Annotated in this window: 15 protein-coding genes and 3 pseudogenes; 12 read left to right on the top strand and 6 right to left on the bottom strand. The window is 71.2% G+C overall.

Annotated features, from left to right (window positions below):
- From ACFHVL_RS23105 to ACFHVL_RS23085, 5 genes and pseudogenes are all read left to right on the top strand, one after another.
- A pseudogene (locus ACFHVL_RS23105) lies at positions 1 to 189 on the top strand (4-hydroxy-2-oxovalerate aldolase); the annotation flags it as partial.
- Positions 186 to 971: a 2-keto-4-pentenoate hydratase gene (locus ACFHVL_RS23100; protein WP_416630518.1), complete on the top strand. Its 786-nt coding sequence runs from the start codon at positions 186 to 188 to the stop codon at positions 969 to 971. The pseudogene ACFHVL_RS23105 and the gene ACFHVL_RS23100, both read left to right, overlap by 4 nt.
- Complete coding sequence (locus ACFHVL_RS23095) at positions 968 to 1399, top strand: RidA family protein (RefSeq protein WP_416630517.1); 432 nt, start codon at positions 968 to 970, stop codon at positions 1397 to 1399. Before ACFHVL_RS23100 ends, ACFHVL_RS23095 begins: the two co-directional genes overlap by 4 nt.
- A 5-nt stretch (positions 1400 to 1404) precedes the next feature.
- A complete protein-coding gene (locus ACFHVL_RS23090; protein WP_416630516.1) occupies positions 1405 to 1929 on the top strand; it encodes a 3-hydroxyanthranilate 3,4-dioxygenase in 525 nt (174 codons plus the stop codon).
- On the top strand, positions 1899 to 2945 hold the full coding sequence (locus ACFHVL_RS23085) for an amidohydrolase family protein (RefSeq protein WP_416630515.1): 1047 nt from the start codon (positions 1899 to 1901) through the stop codon (positions 2943 to 2945). Before ACFHVL_RS23090 ends, ACFHVL_RS23085 begins: the two co-directional genes overlap by 31 nt.
- A 57-nt stretch (positions 2946 to 3002) precedes the next feature.
- On the opposite strand, the gene ACFHVL_RS23080 is transcribed toward ACFHVL_RS23085, so the two are convergent.
- Together ACFHVL_RS23080 and ACFHVL_RS23075 are read right to left on the bottom strand one after the other, a co-directional pair.
- Positions 3003 to 3332 carry an MmcQ/YjbR family DNA-binding protein gene (locus ACFHVL_RS23080; RefSeq protein WP_416630521.1) on the bottom strand — a complete coding sequence of 110 codons (330 nt, stop codon included), beginning with the start codon at positions 3330 to 3332 and terminating at the stop codon, positions 3003 to 3005.
- A pseudogene (locus ACFHVL_RS23075) lies at positions 3214 to 3669 on the bottom strand (hypothetical protein); the annotation flags it as partial. The pseudogene ACFHVL_RS23075 and the gene ACFHVL_RS23080, both read right to left, overlap by 119 nt.
- Positions 3670 to 3747: 78 nt before the next feature.
- Between ACFHVL_RS23075 and ACFHVL_RS23070 the strand changes: the two are divergent.
- Both ACFHVL_RS23070 and ACFHVL_RS23065 read left to right on the top strand, forming a co-directional pair.
- Positions 3748 to 3972, top strand: a complete 225-nt coding sequence (locus ACFHVL_RS23070) for a hypothetical protein (RefSeq protein ID WP_416630514.1) — start codon at positions 3748 to 3750, stop codon at positions 3970 to 3972.
- Positions 3969 to 4394, top strand: a complete 426-nt coding sequence (locus ACFHVL_RS23065) for an RNA 2'-phosphotransferase (RefSeq protein ID WP_416630513.1) — start codon at positions 3969 to 3971, stop codon at positions 4392 to 4394. Before ACFHVL_RS23070 ends, ACFHVL_RS23065 begins: the two co-directional genes overlap by 4 nt.
- Here ACFHVL_RS23065 and ACFHVL_RS23060 read toward each other — a convergent pair.
- On the bottom strand, positions 4379 to 5347 hold the full coding sequence (locus tag ACFHVL_RS23060; protein WP_416630512.1) for an aldo/keto reductase: 969 nt from the start codon (positions 5345 to 5347) through the stop codon (positions 4379 to 4381). The genes ACFHVL_RS23065 and ACFHVL_RS23060 overlap by 16 nt on opposite strands.
- Before the next feature lie 297 nt (positions 5348 to 5644).
- On the opposite strand from ACFHVL_RS23060, the gene ACFHVL_RS23055 reads away from it, so the two are divergent.
- Positions 5645 to 6157 (top strand): hypothetical protein, encoded by a 513-nt coding sequence (locus ACFHVL_RS23055; RefSeq protein ID WP_416630511.1) that lies wholly within the window; start codon positions 5645 to 5647, stop codon positions 6155 to 6157.
- A 398-nt stretch (positions 6158 to 6555) separates the two neighbouring features.
- On the opposite strand, the gene ACFHVL_RS23050 is transcribed toward ACFHVL_RS23055, so the two are convergent.
- Positions 6556 to 11178 (bottom strand): S8 family serine peptidase, encoded by a 4623-nt coding sequence (locus tag ACFHVL_RS23050; RefSeq protein WP_416630510.1) that lies wholly within the window; start codon positions 11176 to 11178, stop codon positions 6556 to 6558.
- Between the two features lie 345 nt (positions 11179 to 11523).
- The gene (locus ACFHVL_RS23045) at positions 11524 to 14457 is read right to left on the bottom strand and encodes an AAA family ATPase (protein WP_416630509.1); all 2934 of its coding nucleotides are present in this window, start codon (positions 14455 to 14457) and stop codon (positions 11524 to 11526) included.
- A 264-nt stretch (positions 14458 to 14721) separates the two neighbouring features.
- Here ACFHVL_RS23045 and ACFHVL_RS23040 point away from each other — a divergent pair, with 264 nt between their 5' ends.
- Complete coding sequence (locus ACFHVL_RS23040; RefSeq protein ID WP_416630508.1) at positions 14722 to 16278, top strand: pectate lyase family protein; 1557 nt, start codon at positions 14722 to 14724, stop codon at positions 16276 to 16278.
- 102 nt (positions 16279 to 16380) lie between these two features.
- On the opposite strand, the pseudogene ACFHVL_RS23035 reads toward ACFHVL_RS23040, so the two are convergent.
- A pseudogene (locus ACFHVL_RS23035) lies at positions 16381 to 17524 on the bottom strand (serine hydrolase domain-containing protein).
- Positions 17525 to 17633: 109 nt separating this feature from the next.
- Between ACFHVL_RS23035 and ACFHVL_RS23030 the strand changes: the two are divergent.
- Genes ACFHVL_RS23030 through ACFHVL_RS23020 form a run of 3 tightly spaced genes read left to right on the top strand, consistent with a single transcriptional unit; the run spans position 17634 to position 19602 of the window.
- Positions 17634 to 18110 (top strand): hypothetical protein, encoded by a 477-nt coding sequence (locus ACFHVL_RS23030; RefSeq protein WP_416630507.1) that lies wholly within the window; start codon positions 17634 to 17636, stop codon positions 18108 to 18110.
- 38 nt (positions 18111 to 18148) lie between these two features.
- Positions 18149 to 18352, top strand: coding sequence for a hypothetical protein (locus ACFHVL_RS23025; RefSeq protein WP_416630506.1), 204 nt, complete (start codon positions 18149 to 18151; stop codon positions 18350 to 18352).
- Positions 18349 to 19602: a hypothetical protein gene (locus ACFHVL_RS23020; RefSeq protein ID WP_416630505.1), complete on the top strand. Its 1254-nt coding sequence runs from the start codon at positions 18349 to 18351 to the stop codon at positions 19600 to 19602. The genes ACFHVL_RS23025 and ACFHVL_RS23020 overlap by 4 nt, the downstream gene beginning before the upstream one ends.
- Positions 19603 to 19674 lie beyond the last annotated feature (72 nt).

The following is a 19674-nucleotide window of genomic DNA, read 5'->3' as shown; positions in this document are numbered from 1 at the left end:
TACGCCGGGGTGTACTCCAGCTTCCTGCGCCACGCCGAACGCGCCGCCGACCGCTACCACCTGGACGTGCGATCCATCCTGATCGAACTCGGCCGGCGACGGATGGTCGGCGGCCAGGAAGACATGATCACCGACGTCGCGCTGGACCTCGCCGACGCCGCCAACACCGCCCACGGAGGCAGCCAGTGACCACCAGCGCAGACGTTGACCTCGACGGGCTGGCTGCCCGGCTCGACGAGGCGGCGGTCACCGGCACCCCGATCCCACAGCTCGCCGAGGTGCACGGCATCGACGTCGACGCGGCGTACCGGCTGCAGCAGGCCCTGATCGCCCGCCGCACCGGCCGGGGCGAACACGTCGTCGGCGTCAAGATGGGGCTGACCAGCCAGGCGAAAATGGCCCAGGTCGGCGTCGACTCCCCGATCCTCGGCCACCTCACCGACACCACCCAGGTCCCCGACGGCGGCAGCGTCGACATCACCGGGCTGATCCACCCCCGCGTCGAACCCGAGATCGCCTTCCTCCTCGACCGGCCACCCACCCCCGGAATGCCGTTCACCGACGCCGTCCGCGCCGTCGCCCCCGCCCTGGAGGTCATCGACTCCCGCTACCGCGACTTCACCTTCTCGCTGCCCGACGTGATCGCCGACAACACCTCCGCCGCGCTGTTCACCATCGGGCAGTGGCAGCCGGTCCCCGACGAAGTGGACAACCTCGGCGTACTGCTCGACGTCGACGGCCACACGGTGCAGACCGGATCGACGGCGGCCATCCTCGGTGACCCCCGCCGGGCCCTCGCCGCCGGCATCGCCCTCGCCGGCCGGCACGGTCCCGCCCTGCAGGGCGGTTGGATCTTCCTCGCCGGCGCCGCCACCGCCGCGGTGCCGCTGGTCCCCGGTGCGCACGTGCGGGCCACCGTCCAAGGGCTCGGCACCGCGGGCTTCACCACCACCGCAGGAGGTACGCGGTGACCGCGCACCTGGTCGCCGGAAAGGCCACCCCACGCGGGGCGTTCCCGCACGTCAAAACAGCCGGCGGGTTCATCTTCGTCTCCGGTACGTCCAGCCGCCGCCCCGACAACACCATCGCCGGGGCCACCGTCGATGCCTTCGGCACGACCGAGCTTGACATCCGGGAACAGACCCGCGCGGTGATCGCCAACATCGCCGACCTGCTCGCCGCCGCCGGCGCCAACCTGACCGACCTGGTCTCGGTCACCACCTACCTGGTCAACATGAACGACTTCGGCGGCTACAACCAGGTCTGGGCGCAACACTTCGACCACACCGGACCCACCCGCACCACCGTCGCCGTCCATCAGCTGCCGCACCCGCACCTGCTCATCGAGATCCAGGCCGTCGCCGTGGCACCGGCCGACGCCCCCACCCGGAAGGAGTGACACCCGTGAGCGACATCGCCGAACCGGTCAACTTTCCCAACTGGGTCAGTGAGAACGAGCACCTGCTCAAGCCGCCGGTGAACAACAAGCAGCTGTTCCCCACCGGCGACGATTTCATCGTGCAGGTCGTCGGCGGCCCGAACCAGCGCACCGATTTCCACGTCGACCCGTACGAGGAATTCTTCTACCAGGTCAAAGGCAACATGCACGTCAACCTGATGACCGACGACGGGCCGCAGACCGTGCACATCCGCGAAGGCCAGATGTGGGTGCTGCCCGGATTCGTACCGCACTCGCCGCAACGCCCGGAGGCCGGCTCGATCGGGGTCGTCATCGAACGGGTCCGCGAGGAGGGCACCCTGGAGAAGTTCCAGTGGTACTGCCTCGACTGCGGCAACCTGGTGCACTCCGTCGAGCTGCAGGTACGCGACATCGTCGCCGACCTGCCGCCGGTGTTCACCGCCTTCTACGGTGACGAGTCGGCTCGCACCTGCGGCAAGTGCGGCGCTCTGCACCCGGGCAAGGGCTGAACCTCGCCGTGACCGACGCCGACCGGACCATCGACGTCCACACCCATCTGGTGCCCAGAGGCTGGCCGGATCTTGCCGCCGCCTGTGGCGGGACCGGCTGGCCGTGGCTGCGGGTCGACTCCGAACGGGCCGCGATGATCATGGTGGGTCAGACGGAGTTCCGGCCGGTTGGCCCGCAGACCTGGGACCCGGCCACCCGGCTGGCCGACATGGACGTCGACGGGGTGGACGTCCAGGTCGTCTCGCCGACGCCGGTGTTCTTCGCCTACGACCGCCCCGCCGACCAGGCGGTCAAGGTGGCCCGGATCTTCAACGACCTGACCCTGGAAGCCACCGCTGCCGGTGGTGGCCGGCTGGTGCCGTTCTGCCAGGTGCCGCTGCAGGACCCGGACGCCGCCTGCGCCGAGCTGGACCGCTGCCTGGCCGCCGGGCACGCCGGGGTGGAGATCGGCAACCACGTCGGTGACCGCGACCTCGACGACGCCGGCATCGTCGCCTTCCTGCGGCACTGCGCCGACGTCGGCGCGCCGGTGTTCGTCCACCCGTGGGACATGCCGGCCGGTCCACGGCTGGATCGGTGGATGGCCCGCTGGCTGTCCGGCATGCCCGCCGAGACCCACCTGTCGATCATCGCGCTGATCCTCGGCGGCGGCTTCGACCAGCTGCCCCGTACGCTGCGGATCTGCTTCGCCCACGGCGGCGGCAGCTTCCCGTTCTGGCTGGGCCGCGCCGACAACGCCTGGCACCGCCGGGGCGACGTGGTACGCGGCCGGTCGGCACACCCGCCGAGCCACTACCTGGACCGGTTCTACGCCGACTCGGTGGTGTTCGACCCGGCGGCGCTGCGGCTGCTGGTCGACACGATGGGTGCCGACCGGGTGCTGCTGGGCAGCGACTACCCGTACCCGCTGGGGGAGCGGCCGGTCGGCGCGGTGATCGACAAGGCGGACTTCCTCACCGCCGACCAGCGGGCCGCCCTGCGCGGCGGCAACGCTCACCGGTTCCTCACCGGCTGATCACGTAACCTGCCAGGGAGGACCGCCCTAGGCCTGCCGGGCGGCCGGGCCATCGACCTACTGGCCGTCGAGCCGGGCGACCCGGCGGGGCCCGGCGGTACGTCGGTAGCTGGCGTCGAGCAGCTCGCCGATCTCCAACCAGTCAGTGTCGTCGGCCAGGTCCACCCCGACCCAGCCGGAGCTGGCCAGGTACGCCGGGGCGTAGCAGCGCAGCTCGGCCAGCAGGGCTGCCCGTTCGTCCGGGTCCGCCAGCACCAGTACGGAGTGATCATGCTGCTGGTAGACACCGTCGACCTTCATCGAACCGCCGTAGTAGGCGAACACCTTCGTGGTGTAGAACGTCGGTCGCCCGTGGGAGACCTTCTCGGCGGCGTCGGGAAAGGCCAGGGCGAGCCGGCGCACCTGGGCGAGCAGCGGGTCGGCGTCGTCGAACATGATCGGATGCGGCATAGCGGCAAGCCAAACACACCCGGCTGACACCCCGGGCCCACTGATCACCGATCCGGACGAGCGGCGACGGGAATCTCCAGGACAGTGGTGGTCGCGCCGTCGCCGTCGACCAGGTGGTCCTCCGACGTCGGTCGCCACCGCCGCCCGGAAACCCGGCTCCGGCCAGCCGCAAAGCCAGGTCAGCGGCACCGTCGGCGATCCGGCGCAGCGACAGCCCGAGCTTGTCGTAGTGCCGCAGGGTGCGTTCGGACACTCCGACCATGCGCGTCACCTCACCGGTCCGTCACACGCCGCTGTCCTCCTGTCCCGCTGGGTTGACTCTGCCTCTGCGGCAGGGTTCTAGCGTGCCGCCATGGATGCCGTTGAACGCGATGCCGCTGCCCGGCTGACGGGCGTACTGCTGCTGGGGTCTTTGCTTGCCATGCTCGCCGCCGGGCTGCGGCGGGCCGGGGTGGCCGCCGCGGTGGAACAGCTCGGCTATGCCCTGCATCTACCGGTGATGCTCTGGTGGGGTGTGTTCGGCTGGCGGCAATGCCGATGCGGGCGGGTGCGCCGTACGGCGACAATGCCGGTGTGAACGACAAGGTATTGATCAAATTGAGCAAACGGATGTCGCTGGCGCTGCGCCATGCGCCCGACCGGTTCGCGCTGCGCCGCGACCCCGACGGCACCGAGCAGATTCGGGCGAACCAGGGGCATTCGGTCCCGATCGACCTGGGGCTGGTCGCGCTGCCGCCGCCGGAACGGCTCTACCACGGCACCACCGCCGCCGTGCTCGACTCGATCCGGGCCACCGGGCTGCACCGGGCCCGGCGGCACCACGTACACCTGTCGGCGGACACCGACACGGCCCGACGGGTCGGTGCCCGACGGGCCGGTGGCGTCGTCGTCCTCACCGTCGACGCGGCGGCGATGGCCCGTGCCGGGCACCTGTTCTACCGCAGCGCCAACGGGGTGTGGCTCACCGACGCGGCGCCGCCCCGCTACTTGGATGCCTGATCGCCGACGCGGGCGTCGATGGTCGCCATCAGGTCGGCCGGAAGCGGACCGGCGGCCTCCGCCGCAAGGCATTCGCGCAGCTCGGTGCGGTTCTTCACACCGAGGACAACGGTGTCGACGCCGGGCATCGACAGCGTGTACCGGTGGGCCAGTGACGCGGCCGACTCACCCAGTTCGCGGGCCAGCTCACGCAGCGGCGCGGCCCGCCGGAAGTCGACCATGGTCGGATGCTCCGGCGGCAGGTCCCGGTCGACGGCGTCGGTGAACGCGCCGGCCGCGACCGCCCGGATGCCCATCACCCCGACGCCGTGCCGGCCGGCGGCCGACAGGATGTCGCGCGGCCGGGAGCCCCCGCTGCCGGGCATCAGCAGATCGCCGGGGGAGTCGAGCAGGTTCGTCACACACTGGGCGACCGCCGGGGACGGCTGATCGCCGAGCACCCGGATGATCACGTCCGGCTCCTCGACGGCGGTGATCCCCCAGGCGCCGATCCGGCCGCGTCGGACCAGGTCCTCGAGCGCCGGCCGGACGGCTTCGGCGAACAGGCCGGCGGAGGTCACCCCGGTGGTGCCCGGCGCGGCCTGTGCCACGATCGGGTTGTGCAGCAGTAGTGCGTCGACGAACGACACCCGCAGCCGCTGCAGGCTGTCGTCGAGGGACTTCTCCAGCAGGGCCGCGACGTCACCGGCAGCCGGGTTGCCGAGCCCGCATTTGGTGACGACACGTACGCCGGCCGGCAGGTTGCCGTCGAAGGCCGCGCCGACCACCTGCTCCGCCTCGCCGTCGCCGTAGCCGGGTGCGACGTCGAGCAGGTCGATGCCGGCGTCGACCGCCTCCCGTACGGTCGCCACCGCCTCGTCCCGGTCGGTGACGCCCCACACCTGGCCCAGCCCGCCCCCACCGAGGGTGAGGACGCTGACCGGTCCGATGCTGCCGAGGCTACGCTTCTCCATCGCCCTATGTTCCTTCCGCCGCGATCTCTGGTGCGGCCGAAGCCTCCCACTTCGAGCACGCTCGAAGTCAACCGTGGACCGGCTCGGTCACCCTACGAGGTGATCAGTGCGGCCGGGCGCGTCCGTCGTCGTGCGCGCCGTCTCCGGCTGTTCGATATTCCCAAGACATTGACTAGTATCACAGTGATGACCTTCGGGGCGTCAGGACAATGCGATGCTCATCCGTCGGAAAGGGACAGACACGTGAATGGTTTCGACAGGCAAAAGGGCGGGCTGATCAGCTGGCCGCTTCGCCGGTTGACGGTTGTCGCTCTGGCTGTCACCATGGGGCTCTTCGTGCTCCCGGCGGCAGCAGCGCAGGCTGCTTCGTGGCGGTCGGCGACATCCACCGGATGGGGGCCGAGCCCGGCCGCCGGACAGCAGAACGCGGCGAACAACGCCCGCGCGGCGCTCACCTCGCTCGCCGCGAACCTCGGTGAGACCTGCAGCAATGTCACGGTCCCTGCGCCGCGACACCTCTACACCGCGCCCGACGGCTCGGCGTACGTCTACGAGGCGACAGCCACCGGCTACTGTGTACCGGCCCCGCCGCCGCCGTCGTACACCGTTGCCCGCTCGGCCACCCGGCAGGGCAGTGGTGCCACCTCGACCAGCGCGATCCAGAACGGGGCCCAGGCTGCTCGCGCCGACATTCTCACCGTCGGCGTGGCCTGCGCGAACTGGGCGACGAACGCCAGCAATGTGTTCACCGCGCCGAACGGCTCCTGGCATGTCTACAACGTCACGGTCAGCGCGCTCTGCACGAACTGACAAGCCGGCATTCGGCAGGCCGGGGTGTGACACGCCCGCAACGCACTCGGACAGTCGTACATCACCGGCTACGGCACCAACGACGCGCCTCGCCGCCGTCGTGGCCGCCCGGCGGCCGACTCTGCGTGGCCGCAGGTCGGTGCCACCGGCCGTAGGATCTGGGCGGTGGACCCGGCGCTGAGCAAGCTCACTTGCCAGCAGCGGATGTTGCTGGACCGCTGGCTGCCCGGCGCCCGCGTCGAGCGGGACCACAGCTGGGGCCTGATGGCGACAACCGTCCTGGTGGTGACACATGCCGGGTCGCGGCAGACAATGGTGTACGCCCCGAGGGGTCTCCTCGGGGCGTACACACGCTGCTCACCGTCGACGGGTCATCTACCGGTGTGCCGGGTCACGGGTCAGCTGGTCTCCAGCGCACCCGCCGATCGGCCGCACACCTGGCGCAGTGCCCATTCCTCGACCCGTACGCCACCGGCGGTGATCTGGGTCTGGCGGGTCTGCGGCATGTAGCCGTCCTTGGCGACGATCATCGTGACCGGGTTGTGCCGGTGGTCGAGCCAGTGGGCGTAGTCGCCCTTGGCGCCGGTGGTCAACGGCAGCTCCATCGTCCACGTGCTCAGTTGCACCGTCGCCCCGGTGATCGGGGTCCGGTCGCCGTCGCAGCCCACGGCGGAGACCGTTCCGGTGATCTTGCCCCAGGTGTCCGGCGGGGTGACCGTCATCGTCACCGGCACCGCGTCCACCGCGTACGGAGTGTTCTCGAAGACGGTGACACCGGTGGTGTAGACGCCCGGCTGGGCCACCTCGGCGGTCAGGGTCAGCGTCACCGTGAGGCTCTCACCGGGGGCGATCGTGGCACTGCCCGGGTCCACCGTCAACCATTCGGTGTCGGTTGACGACCCGCACTGGTCGAAGCCGGGCAGCAGTTCCACCGTGGTCGTCGGCTGGAATCCGACGACCGCCGATCCGCCGACCCGGTAGAGCCCGCAGGCGCTACCCGGCCGAAAGCCGGGGCTGTTGGCCGCTGGCAGGCTCGACCACGCGTCGGTCACCGGATCGTAGACGTACCCCTGGTTGGTGATCGCCTGGTTGCCGGTGCCGCCGCCGGAGATCAGCAGCTGGTTGTCGGCGCTGTGGTAGGCCGAGCCCCACAGGTTCACCGGCAGGTCCGCTACCGGCGTCCAGGCGTCGCTGTTCGGGTCGTAGGAGTAGCTGGCGGTCACTGGTTGGCTGTTGGACAGCCCGCCGGCGCAGGTGATCCCGCCGCCGACCGCGCCGCAGGACTGCCAGCCGATCGGCACCGGGTACGGGGCCACGGTTTCCCAGGTGTCGCCGCGTGGGTCGTAGCGGAACACCTGGTCGCTGTTCGGCGTGCAGCTGGTCGTGGTGCAGCCGCCGATCACGTACAGTTGGCCGTCGAGCACCGCCGAGCCGGCGGCGGCCGATGCGGCCGGCACGTCGGCGCCCTTGCGCCATCCGCTGGTGGCCGGGTCGAAGATCAGCGTGTCGGTGTTCAGCGTGCTCCAGCCGCTGACCAGGTAGACCTTGCCGTCGATGACGCCTTCGGCGGCCTGACTGCGGGCACCGTGGGGCATGTCGGCGAGCCGGGTCCAGGACTGGGCGGCCGGGTCGAAGGCGTGAACCTCTGCCAGCGACGACAATCCGGTGGACCCGCCGAACGAGTACAGCTTGCCGTTGACGGTGACCGCGCTGTTGTCCATCACCGTCCGGGGCAGACCTGGCAGGCTGAGCCACGGCTCAGCGGCCGGGGTCGGCGTCGCCGTCGCCGTCGGTGCGGCGGTCGGCCCGAACCCGGCAGCCGGGTCCGCGCCGGAGAGCCGCTCGATCGGCACGTCGACCGGAACACGCCGCACCGGCGCGCCCGGTGCCGATGCGATCGCCCGGGACCCGACCACGGTGCCGTCGGCGCGGGCGATCTCGAACTCGCCGGCCCGTTCGCTCAGCTCCACCTCGGCCGGCGCGCCGCCGGTGTTGGTGACGGTGAGCTCGGTGGTCGTGGCCGCACCGAGCGGCACGGTCGCCTCGACCGGCGTGCCGGTGACGGTCAGCTGCCCGGCGGCCAGCTTGTAGTTGTGCCGGGTGGTCCAGTCCTCGGTGATCTCGGCCCACCGGGCCAGCTCCGCGTACTGGTTCGCCGAAGCGGTGATCCGGTGCCGGCCGGCGGGGGAGAACAGGGCGTAGAAGCCGTCGTCGAGGTCCGGGTCCTGCGGCGTGGCGACGGTACGGGTGCCGACGGAGCCGTCCACCGGCGTCACCGCGGCGTCGGCCAGCCCGGTGCCGGTGTTGGCGTCCCGGACGAAGCCGACGGCCAGCCCGCCTTCGACCTTCACACACTCGAACTCGGTCTCGGCGATCCAGTCCACCGCGTTGCTGAAGACCCGGGCGCTGTCGTCGTGCCAGGTCTGCGGCCCGGTGTTGTAGCTGGCGGCGTGCATCGACAGCAGCACGTGCCGGTTGTTCGTCCGCTGCTGCACCCCGATGCCGACCCCGACGGTGCCGACTTCCGAGGTGACGGCGTTGGCGACGACCATCCGACCCTCGCCGCCGTAGGCGTCGAAGAAGCCGTAGTACTTGGAGTAGTTGTCAGTCTCGTCGAAGGCGATCCGTCCGCCGAGCGGGAACCCTTCCACCACCGGGTGTTCCTGCATCACCTGGTACGACAGGTCGCCCTCGGTGTCGTAGACGATGCCGCTGCTGCGGGCCCCCGGGTTACCGGTGTACTGGCTGAGCAGGTAGATGCCGTTACCACCCACGTTGGACCAGGTGTCCAGGAACAGCACACCCACGCCGGCCGCGTCGGTGTCCGCCAGGAACCGCAGGAACGTCTCCTCGCCGGGGTTGCTCGGCCGGTTGACGATGATCGCGTCGTAGCCGGACACGTCGGTGTCCCAGCCGACCTCGGTGGTCGGGACGCCCTGGTCGTCGAGGAAGGAACCGATTTGCCCGTTTTCGTCGCCGAGGATCCCGATCCCGGCGGAGAAGGCGTAGCCGGGTGCGGAGGCGCACCGCTGCACCGGCGCGGCCACGTCCATGGTCCGGTTGCCGCCGTGTACCTGCACCGGCTGCTCGACGGTGCCGTAGCCGTCGTACTGCGGCTCCACCACCAGGGTGTACGTCGCGTGGGTCGGCAGGACCAGCCGGTACCGGCCGTTGAACGGGTTGGTGAAGGTGCTGACCTCGGTGCCGGCCACGCTGACCTTGGCGTACAGCGGCCAGCCGTGCCCGGAGCCGTCCCGGACCAGCCCGCTGAGCGTCATCGTCGGCAGCGCGGTCAGCGCCACGTCCTCGACGGTCGTGGCGCCCAGGGTGATGGTCACCTCGGTGCTCTGCTCGGCGTAGCCGAACGCGGTGACCGTCACCGGGTAGGTCCCGACGGTCAACCGGGCAGAGTAGGAGCCGTCCGCCGCGGTGACCCGCTCCCGGACCGTCTCGCTGCCGATGGCAACCGTCGCGCCCTCGACCGGCGCACCGGTCGCCGCGTCGGTGACCACACCGGACAGGGTGCCGGTGTCACCGACCGGAGCCGCCTCCAGCAGCGCCAGCGCGTCGAGGCGGCCTTCGCCGTACACGTTGTTGTCCGCGCCGGTGCCGCCGCACTGCGGGTCGGCGGTGTCGATCGCGGTGCGGTCGAACAGCTCCCGGGTGGCGTCGGTGTCACCGATCAGCGCCGGTGCCGCCGACCACAGCAGTGCCGCCGCGCCGGCGGCGTGCGGGGCGGCCATCGAGGTGCCGTCGGTGGCGCGGTAGCCGCCTGGAACAGACGAACGCACGTCGACGCCGGGGGCCGAGATGTTCGGCTTGAACTCGCCGTCCTGGCCCGGACCACGGCCGGAGAAGGAGCCGATCCGGTTGTCGACGTCGTACGCGCCGACCGAGTAGTTCACGGAGCGGCTACCAGGCGACCCACTGGACTGGCAGCCCTGCGCGCCGCTGTTGCCGTTGGACCAGATGCCGAGGATGCCGGCGGCGTCCCAGGCCAGCGAAACGTCCTCCATGAACGGGTCCAGGGAGGGCTGCGTACTGCCCCACGAGTTGTTGATGATGTGCGGACGTTTGCCGGCGTCGGGGTTCTGGCCGTCGAGGTCGGTCGGTGCCAGCAGCCACTGGCCGGAGGCGACCAACGCCGCGTCGGTCGGGCAGCAGCCGTTCGCCGCGATCCAGTTCGCCTCGGGGGCGACGCCGATCCGGTTGCCGGGGCCGCCGTCGCCGACCATCGTGCCCATCGTGTGGGTGCCGTGCGAGCCCCGGTCACACGGTGCCGCGGTGCACCGGCTGTCCGCGTCGAACCAGTTGTAGTTGTGGTCGAACGCACCATTGCCCAGGTTGCCCCGGTACTGGGCGACCAGCGCCGGGTGGTCGAACTGGACACCGGTGTCCACGTTGGCGACAGTGATGCCGGCGCCCCTGGTGCCGAACTTCCCCCACACGTCGTCGGCGTTGATATTGGCGATGCCCCACTCGACGTCCTCGGCATCGATCCCGCGCTCACCCGCACCGTCGGCTTCGTCGCGGGCCGGCCCATTCGGGGTCGGTTCGATCAGGTGGTACTCGACCGGCTGGTAGAGGCCTGCTACGTCGGGCCGAGCCGCCAGCTCCTGGGCCAGCATCGACGAGCCGTCCTGTACGTAGATCGCGTTGCTGGCCCAGAACGCCTGGTAGGTCACACCCTCGGTGTCGAGCAGGTGCCGGACGTTTGTCTGACTGGTGGCGGCGGTGGTCCGCAGCGCCTCGGCGACCGCCTCGCCGCGCGCCGTCCAGTCGTCGATCTGCCGTGCCTGCGCCAGGTCGGCCCGCTCGGCGAAGCGGATCCACAGGTCGGTGCTGCCGTCGGCCTGCAGCGACTGCTCCAGCTCGGGCTGGATCTTGTCGCCGACGGCGCGTGTCGGGTCACCGCCCGGATCGGGGCCGGGCCAGGGTACCGCCGCCGCCGCCGGGTGCGGCGCGGCAAACGCCACACCGGCCAGCAGCACCAGCGACAACGCTCGTGCGATGGGTCTCATCGGGGTTCCTTCCGTGGGATCGGCCACGCGGGTGGGCACGCCGCGCCCGTCACAGGGGTTGGTAAGGGTCACGACGTTCCGCGCTGCAGGTCGCGCCGGTACCGGGGCCACCGTCGGGTGCCGCCTCCGCGCCCGGCTCGGGTTCATCGAGTACGGATCCGCCCGGACCGGGTAGGTCGGATTCGGGGTCGGGGCCGGGTCCATCCGTGGACCGCCCTGGTGGCTCGTGCATGCAAGTCATGCTGCTGAGCCGGCGGATGGCTAGCTATCCAGTAGATACGTCAAAGATTCGACCGGTCGCGGTCGATGTGCGCGGTTCGGTGTCGGCCTGGTTGCCGAGCCGTTTCAGTCGTCCGTCGCGAGGACACCGGCCTCCACGACGGCGACCGCGAGTGCCGTCCGGGTGGACACCGACAACTTGCGCATCGCCGACCGCAGCTGCTGGTCCACCGTGGCAGACGACTTGGTCAGGATCCGGCCGATCTCCCGGTTGGTGTGTCCGGCCGCCACCAACCGGACCACGTCCAGCTCCCGTGGGGACAGTTGGTCGCCGTACCCTTTGCGGCCGCCACGCCAGCGGCGCGGCACCTGCCCGCCGTGCGCGCGTAGCCGCGTCGCCACCCGGTCCGCGTCGCCGCGCGCACCGAGGTCGGACAGCGCGGCGTGGATCTCGGCCAGCAACTCCTGGCCCGACCCGGCCCGACCGGCCGCCAGCAGCGCCGCCGCCTGCCGCTCGCGGGCCAGCAGGGCGTCATACGGACGGGGCAGGGCCGTCCAGGCGCAGGCAGCCCGGTCGAAACCGGCTGCGGCCCGGTCGTGGTCACCGGCGGCGGCGGCCAGCGTTGCCCGGCACGTCGCGAGTGCGGCCTGCGGGCCGGGCGCGTCGCGGCCGGCCAACCCCCGGGCGAACCGGCGGACCAGTTCGGCGGCCGCGCCCGGCTGACCGGCGGCGAGCAGCGCCGCGACCCGGGCGGGCGCGATGTCGGTGGCCCACACCCATACCCGCTTCGCGGCGACGGTCGCCATCGGTGCCTCGGTGACCCGTACCGCCCGGTCGATCTGACCGTCGTCGAGCCACAGCCGGGCCAGCGCCGCCGCCGGCTCCATCGTGTCGTCGACCGCGCCGCGCCCGGTCGCCTCGTCCAACGCCAGCTGGAACTGCTGCTCGGCGGTGTGCCGCCGGCCGTGCGCGGCGGCCAGCCGGCCGGCCAGGCGGACCCCGGCCAGGTAGACACCGGGGCGGTCCCGGTCGGCCTCGGCGAGGTCGCCGGCGCGGCGTGCCAGACCGTCCCACCGCCCGGCGTACCAGTCCAGGTTGGCCTGTTCGATCAGAATGTTGTACCGCAGCCGGGTCAACTGCTCGACGTCGGCGAGGGCCAACGCGACCTGCAGGTGCCGTGCCGCGTCGGCGTACCGGCCCCAGAGCAGCGCGCCGGTGCCGATGTTGGCGTGGATCCGGGCGATGTCGTGTCGTTCGGCCGAGGTCGCGCCGTCGACGGGCAGCCTGGCCACCAGCTCCCACGCCTCGGGCTCACCGAGCATCAGCAGCGCGGCCGCCCGGTTGCCGGTCAGCGACAGCCGGTCGGCGGCGGCGACGATGTCGGGCATCAGCGCGGCGGCGCGGCGCAGCCAGCGCAGGTGGGTGGCGGCCGGCCACGGGCCGGCGTACGCCCAGCCGAGGTAGGTCATCGCCCGGGCAGCCTCCAGTGGATCGTCGAGATGGTCGACGGCGTTGCCGAGTTCGGTCAGCGCGGCCTGTGCCTCACCACCGATGATCAGCAGCCGGCCCAGCGGGTTGCGGATGTCCGCCTGCTGCCGGGAGGTCAGCTTGGTGCGGCCCAGGACGGTACGCAGGGTGGCGACCACCCGGTGGTACACGTCGTCGACCGGTTCCCGTCGACCGAGCGCCGCCACGGCCGCCGTACGGGCGATCCGGGCCTGCTCGGGTGCGGCGAGCCGCACCGTGGCCAGCACCTCGTCGAGGGTGACCACGGCCGAGGTGTGGTCACCGGCGGCGATCATCCGGACGGCGGCCTGCTCGGCGTACCGGGCCCAGTCGGCGGTCTCGCCGGCTTCCCGGAAGTGCCGGGCCAAGCGGGCGACCGGCGGCGGGTCGAGCGCCTCGACCGCGTGGGCGGCGCGCAGGTGCAGGACGCGGCGTTCGGCCCGAGGGATGGCGTCGTAGGTGGCGGTGGCGGCGAGCGCGTGGCGGAACCACCACCGGTCGGCCGGGCCGTCGCCGTCGCACTGCAACAGGCCGGCCCCCGCGGCCTCGGCCGAAGCGGTACGGCAGGCCCGGCGCAGCAGCCCGGCGGTTGCCGCGAGGGTGGCCTCGTCGCACGGTTCGGCCAGGACTGCCGCGGCCCGCAGGACCCGTTGGGCCGGCGGGGTCAACCGGCCGACCCGTTCCCGGGTCGCGTCGCGCACAGATTCGGGCACCTGCAGTTCGTCCAGGCTCAGCCGGACCCATCGTCCGTCGCGGTAGACCACGTCCGCCCGGTCGCAGAGCAACCGGACCGACTCCTCGACCACCAGCGGGACCCCGCTGGTGCGCTGGTGCAGGAAGCTGACGAACTCGGCCGACATCGGGTTGCCGTCGAGCATCGACGACACCAGCGCCGCCGTGTCGGTCACGTCCAGCGGGGTCAGGGTGATTCGTACCGGTGCGCCGGTGGGCGACGGCCGCGCCGACAGACGCAGCAGCAGCGACCGGTCGTCGACCTCCTCCGGCCGGTAGGTCAGCACCAGGGCCGGCCCGCCCGGCTGCCGGCGGGCGGCGAGGAAGAGCAGGAACTCCAGGGTCGCCTCGTCGGCCCAGTGCGCGTCCTCGACGACGAGCAGATCCGCCCCGAGCGCGCCGATCACCTCGTCGAGTGCCCGGAACAACCGGTGCCGGGCGGCGCGGGCGTCGTCGATCGGTTCCGGGGCCGGGGGCAGCTCGGCCGACCACTCCGGTACGAGCGGCCGCAGCGCGCCGGCGAGCGGGCTCAGCCGTACCCCAGCGAGTCGGCGCCGGGCGTCGCGCAGCGCGTCGACGATCGGGCCCAGTGTCAGCGACTCCCGCAACGGCGGGCAGACCGCCAGCAGGGTGCTGGCGCGGCGCGCCGGCAGCGCCGCCAACGCCTCGTGGACCAGGCGACTCTTCCCGATCCCTGCCTCGCCCCGCACGAGCACCATCGACGAGGGCCGGTTCAGCGCATCGATCAGCGCCGCGGTCTCGCTCGCCCGGCCCACGAACCGGGGCGGGCAGACCGCCACCGCGTGCCCACTCACCCGCATCGTCGCAGGCTAACTCCGCCCCGACCCTCCGATGGTGACGTATATGGGTCGAAGTGCGAACGAGACGAAGAACGGTTCACAGATGCAACAAACCTGCACACGGCAGCTCTTGCCCTGAGGAAAGCGGTTTCCTACGATTACGTTTCGTTGATGTTTCACGCCAGGGCCGGGTGGGAGGCATATCGAGTTACATCAGTGCCGGCCGGTGGGCAGAACGGGCAATGTCCCCGCGCCGCGACCACACCAGGAGAAGGTGAAGCAACGATGAGACGACCAGTCGCACTGCGACTCCTCGCCGCGGCGGCAACGACCGCCGTGGCGGCAACGATCGGCGTGGCGCTGTCGATCCCCCAGGCATCGGCCTCGGTCACCGGCAGCGCCACCGGCTACGCGACCCAGAACGGTGGCACCACCGGCGGCGCCGGCGGACAGACCGTACGGGTCAGTACCGGCACCGCCCTGCACGCGGCCCTGTGTAACCGGGCCAGCAGCAGCACCCCGATCATCATCGAGGTGCAGGGGACCATCAACCACGGCAACACCAGCAAGGTGTCCGGCAACAGCTGCAACACCGCCGATGACGTGATCGAGCTCAAGCAGATCAGCAACGTCTCGATCGTCGGGGTGGGCGGCGGAGCCGTCTTCAACGAGATCGGCATCCACATCCGCGAGGCCAGCAACATCATTATTCAGAACGTGACGGTCCGTAACGTCAAGAAGTCCGGCTCGCCGACTTCCAACGGCGGTGACGCCATCGGCATGGAGGCCACCGTCCGCAACGTCTGGGTCGACCACGTCACCCTGGAAGCCTCGGGCGGAGAGTCCGAAGGATTCGACGGACTGTTCGACATGAAGAACAACACCCAGTACGTGACGCTGTCCTACAGCATCCTGCGCAACTCCGGCCGCGGGGGCCTGGTCGGCTCCAGCGAGAGCGACCGCTCGAACGGGTACGTCACGTTCCACCACAACCTGTACGAGAACATCGACTCCCGCACCCCACTGCTGCGTGGCGGTATCGGGCACATGTACAACAACTACTACGTGGACCTGCACGAGTCCGGCATCAACTCCCGGGCCGGTGCCCGAGCCAAGGTGGACAACAACTACTTCGAGGACGCCAAGGACGTCCTGGGCACCTTCTACACCAGCGAAGCCGGCTACTGGCAGGTCAGCGGCAACATCTTCGACAACGTGACCTGGTCGAGTCGAGGCGGCGACACCAACCCGGCCGGCCCGAACCCGCAGTCCAACACCAGCGTCAGCATCCCGTACTCGTACCCCCTCGACGGTGCGAGCTGTGTGCCGAACCTCGTCCGGCAGCTGGCCGGCGCCAACAAGGGCAACCGGGTGTCGAACGGCAGCTGCACGCCACAGAGCCCGGCTCCGACCACTCCGGGTCCCAACCCGACCACTCCGGGTCCCAACCCGACCACCCCCGGGCCGAACCCGCCCGGCGGGACCAACCTCAGCATCGGGGCCGGCTCCGACGGATCGAGCAAGGCCAGCGGCACGAGCTACGGCGACGTGCGCGACGGCGACCTGAGCAGCTACTGGTCGCCGAACGGCTCGACCGGCCGCATCTCGATCAAGTGGGATTCCGCCACCCGGGTCTCCAGCATCAACATCCGTGAGGCGTCCGGTGCGGTCGGAGTGATCGGTTCCTGGCGGGTCGTCAACAACGACAACGGTGCCGTCCTGGCCACCGGCAGCGGGGCCGGCGTGATCACCTTCAGCGCGACCTCACTGAACAAAATCAACTTCGAGATCACCGGCGCGAGCGGCACCCCCCGGGTCGCCGAGTTCGAAACGTACGCCTGACAACCGCACGCCGGGCCACCGCCCGGTGAGCGCCGCCGTGCTGACCCAGCCGGTACGGGCGGGGGCCGTCGCGTCTGACGGCCTCCGCCCCCGACAAGGAACTCAACGTTCCCGCAGCGCCTCGACCAGGGCGGCCACCCTGGGATCGGAACCCATCGTGACGCGCAGCCCGTTCGTCACGTACCCGAAGGCGATCCCGCTGGCCGGGTCCGCGTAGCCGAGCGAGCCGCCGTGGCCAGGGAAGCCGAACGCGGTCGGTGACCACCAGGGTTGGCCGGGCACCGGCAGGCCGAAGCCGAGCGCCGGCCGGGTCGGAGTCAGCAGCACCCGGTCGACTCCGTCGGCCTGTTGCCGGGTCGCGGCGGCGAGGGTGGCAGAGTCGAGGATCCGGACGCCGTCGACCGCACCGATCAGACCGGCATAGAAGCGGGCCAGCGACGAGGCGGTGCAGATGCCGTTGACCGCAGGAATCTCCGCAGCCCATGTCGATGGGTCGGCGAGGTCGAGCGGCGGATCGGTCACCATCATCGACCGAACGAGCAGCGAGGCCGGCTCGGCGTACGCGGCCAGCGCTTCCGGCGCTGTGTCGGGCGCGGCGTCGGATGGGGGGATCCGTTGCTCGACGAGTGGGGCGACCCGGTGTGTCTCGGTGTCGGGTAGGCCGATCCAGAAGTCCAGGCCGAGCGGTCCGGCGATCTCCTCGGCGAAGTAGGTGCCGACGCTGCGGCCGCTGACGCGGCGTACGACTTCGCCGACCAGCCAGCCGTAGGTGAGCCCGTGGTATCCGTGCGCGGTGCCCGGCTCCCAGGTGGGTGTCTGGGCCGCGAGCGCGGTCACGACCGGCTCCCAGGTCAGCGCGTCCGCCAGCGGAACCGGTTGGTCGAGCACCGGCAGCCCCGCTCGGTGCGACAGCAGCCAGCGGACGGGGATGTCATTCTTGCCGGCGGCCGCGAACTCGGGCCAGTACTCGGCCACGGGCGCTGCCAGGTCGAGCTTTCCTCGTTGGACCAGTAGATGCGCGCAGGCCGCCGGCACACTCTTGGTCGCCGAGAAGACCACCTGGAGGGTGTCCTCCTGCCAGAGCCGACCGGTCTGCGGGTCGGCGACCCCACCCCAGAGCCGCACCACCTCTTGGCCGTGCCGATAGACGCTGACGGCGGCTCCGATCTCCGCCCGCTGCTCGAAGCACGAAAGCCTCCCGGACCGGCTCGAAGCCGGTTGCGACCTCGCCGTCGATGACAGTCAACGCAATGCTCCAGTCGGGAAGTGGGCCACCGGATGGCCGCGGTGAGTGATCGTGTCAGGCTAGCCTGACGCATGATGTCAGGACAACCTGACGAACATATGCTTGCGGGATGGCAGAGGAACTGGTCCCAGGGCACGAGAGCCTCATCGGGTTCCGGCTGCCGGACGGGACGCTGAGCATCGACGCGGTGGAGCCCGCCGGTACGGTCGGCTACCGGGCGCGATGCCGCTGTGGATGGACCGGCGCCAGTGACTATCCCGCCGCCGACGAAGGGCGCTGGATGGCCACCTCCGAATGGGGTGTCCACCTGCGACCGATTCTGGCCGCCGCGCCGCCGGGCTGGCTGCTGAACCGCTCCGACACGCTGCGGGACAACGTCGCCGAGCTGGCCACCACCTGGCCACTACAGGCGCTTGCCGTCCTCGCCGAGGTGGAACGCTGGCAGCGACCACTGATCGAACGGGCCGTGGTGGCGGCCCGCGAGGCCGGGCTGTCCTGGGCCGAGATCGGTAACGCGCTCGGCATCAGTCGACAGTCGGCACACGAACGGTTCCGTAGCGTCGCCCCGCGCAAACAGGCCGGCTGACGGTCCTGCCCGGCTAGGTGCCGAGGCGAACCTCGTTGATGGCCGCAAGCCGGCTGGTCTTCTACCGGTACGTGGATCCGCGTCGCGGTGTGCACGACGAGTCGGGGCAGTCCGGGCGGGAAGGCCCGCGTGACGCCCGGCGCGAGATCGATGCCGACGACGTCCGCGATCGCCGGCAACTGGTCGAGGTCCGGGAGCAGATCGGTGGGCGGCACGGCGGCCGGACATACTTGACCGCGTGACCTCAACTGCCGCAGGTGTCGGCCGCGCACTGCGGCTGGTCGTCGCACTGCTGGTCACCGCGGCGGCCGTCGTCGGGGCGGTGCGGTTGGTCGCACCGGCCACCGCCGGAATTGATGGGGAGCCGTCGGGCGTACGCCGGCAGCTGACCTTTCTGCGGTCCGCGCTCGACGACGGCGCCGGCGAACAGGCCCAGCAGCTCTTCCCGGAGGGCTACTTCTTCAGCCACGCCCTGTACGGACTGGCCTGGGTCGACCTGGGGTTGCGCGCCCCGGCGGCGCAGCGGGCACAGGCGCTGACCGAGGCCCGCTGGGCGTTGTCGCGATTGGAATCACCCGCCGGGCGGGCACCGTTTCCGGCCGACCTGACCCCCGAGTACGGCGTCTTCTACCAGGGCTGGACCAACTGGCTGCGCGGCGGCGTACTCAGTCTGCAACCGGCGGACGGTCGGGATCCGGGCGAGCTGGCCCGGTTCACCGATGCCGCCGTGGCGCTCGGCGGGGCCTTCGACGCGGCCGGGACGCCGTTCCTGCCGGCGTACCACGGGCAGGCGTGGCCGGTCGACTCGACGGTGGCGATGGCGTCGCTGCGGCTGCACGACCACCTACTGCCGGCCCGTTTCGATGCCACGGTCGGCCGTTGGCTGGTCGACGTACGGCAGCGGCTCGACCCGGCCACCGGGCTGCTGCCGCACCGGGTGAATTCGGCGACCGGAGACCCGGCCGAGGTGGCCCGGGGCACCTCACAGGCTCTGATTCACCGCTTCCTGCCGGAGATCGACGCGGCGTTCGCCCGGGAGCAGTATCTGAGGTTCCGACGGGAGTTCGTGGCCTCGCCGTTGTGGCTCGGTCCGGCGGTGTTGGAGTACCGGGCCGGGACCGACGGGCCGGCCGACGTCGACTCCGGGCCGCTGCCGCTGGGCGTGAGCCTGTCGGCGACGGTGGTGACCCTCGGCGCCGCGCAACTGCACGGCGACGCCACGCTGGCCGGCGCGTTGGCCAACTACGGCGAGTTCGTCGGTCTGCCGGTGGACACCCCGAACACCAGGCGGTACGCCTTCGGCCTGCTCCCGGTCGGCGACGGGTTCCTCGCCTGGTCCAAGACCGCCCGGCCGTGGGTCGCCGGCACGCCGGACCCACCACCGGCGACCGTCTCCTGGGCTTGGCGGCTGCCGCTGCTGTCGATTCTGCTGCTGGCCGCGCTGCTGCCCTGGCTGGCCATGTCGTTGCGCCGGGCCAGCCTGCCAGGGTGATGGATCCTGTTTCGCTTCCGGGTGCTGGGCTGCGCGGGTCCTCAACGATCGGCCGCCGGACGGGCGTTGAGC

Origin of the sequence: Micromonospora sp. LOL_023 (assembly GCF_048060115.1) — a bacterium.
Taxonomy (GTDB): Bacteria; Actinomycetota; Actinomycetes; order Mycobacteriales; family Micromonosporaceae; genus Micromonospora_E.
The sequence above is the reverse complement of the archived record's forward strand: the minus strand, read 5'-3'. Positions and strand labels throughout refer to the sequence as shown.

Excerpts from the sequence above, each read along its gene's own strand:
- ACFHVL_RS23050 (WP_416630510.1), bottom strand. The coding sequence starts at position 11,178 with ATGAGACCCATCGCACGAGCGTTGTCGCTGGTGCTGCTGGCCGGTGTG.
- ACFHVL_RS23060 (WP_416630512.1), bottom strand. The coding sequence starts at position 5,347 with ATGGAGAAGCGTAGCCTCGGCAGCATCGGACCGGTCAGCGTCCTCACC.
- ACFHVL_RS23030 (WP_416630507.1), top strand. The coding sequence starts at position 17,634 with ATGGCAGAGGAACTGGTCCCAGGGCACGAGAGCCTCATCGGGTTCCGG.
- ACFHVL_RS23025 (WP_416630506.1), top strand. The coding sequence starts at position 18,149 with ATGGCCGCAAGCCGGCTGGTCTTCTACCGGTACGTGGATCCGCGTCGC.
- ACFHVL_RS23070 (WP_416630514.1), top strand. The coding sequence starts at position 3,748 with ATGGATGCCGTTGAACGCGATGCCGCTGCCCGGCTGACGGGCGTACTG.
- ACFHVL_RS23040 (WP_416630508.1), top strand. The coding sequence starts at position 14,722 with ATGAGACGACCAGTCGCACTGCGACTCCTCGCCGCGGCGGCAACGACC.
- ACFHVL_RS23045 (WP_416630509.1), bottom strand. The coding sequence starts at position 14,457 with ATGCGGGTGAGTGGGCACGCGGTGGCGGTCTGCCCGCCCCGGTTCGTG.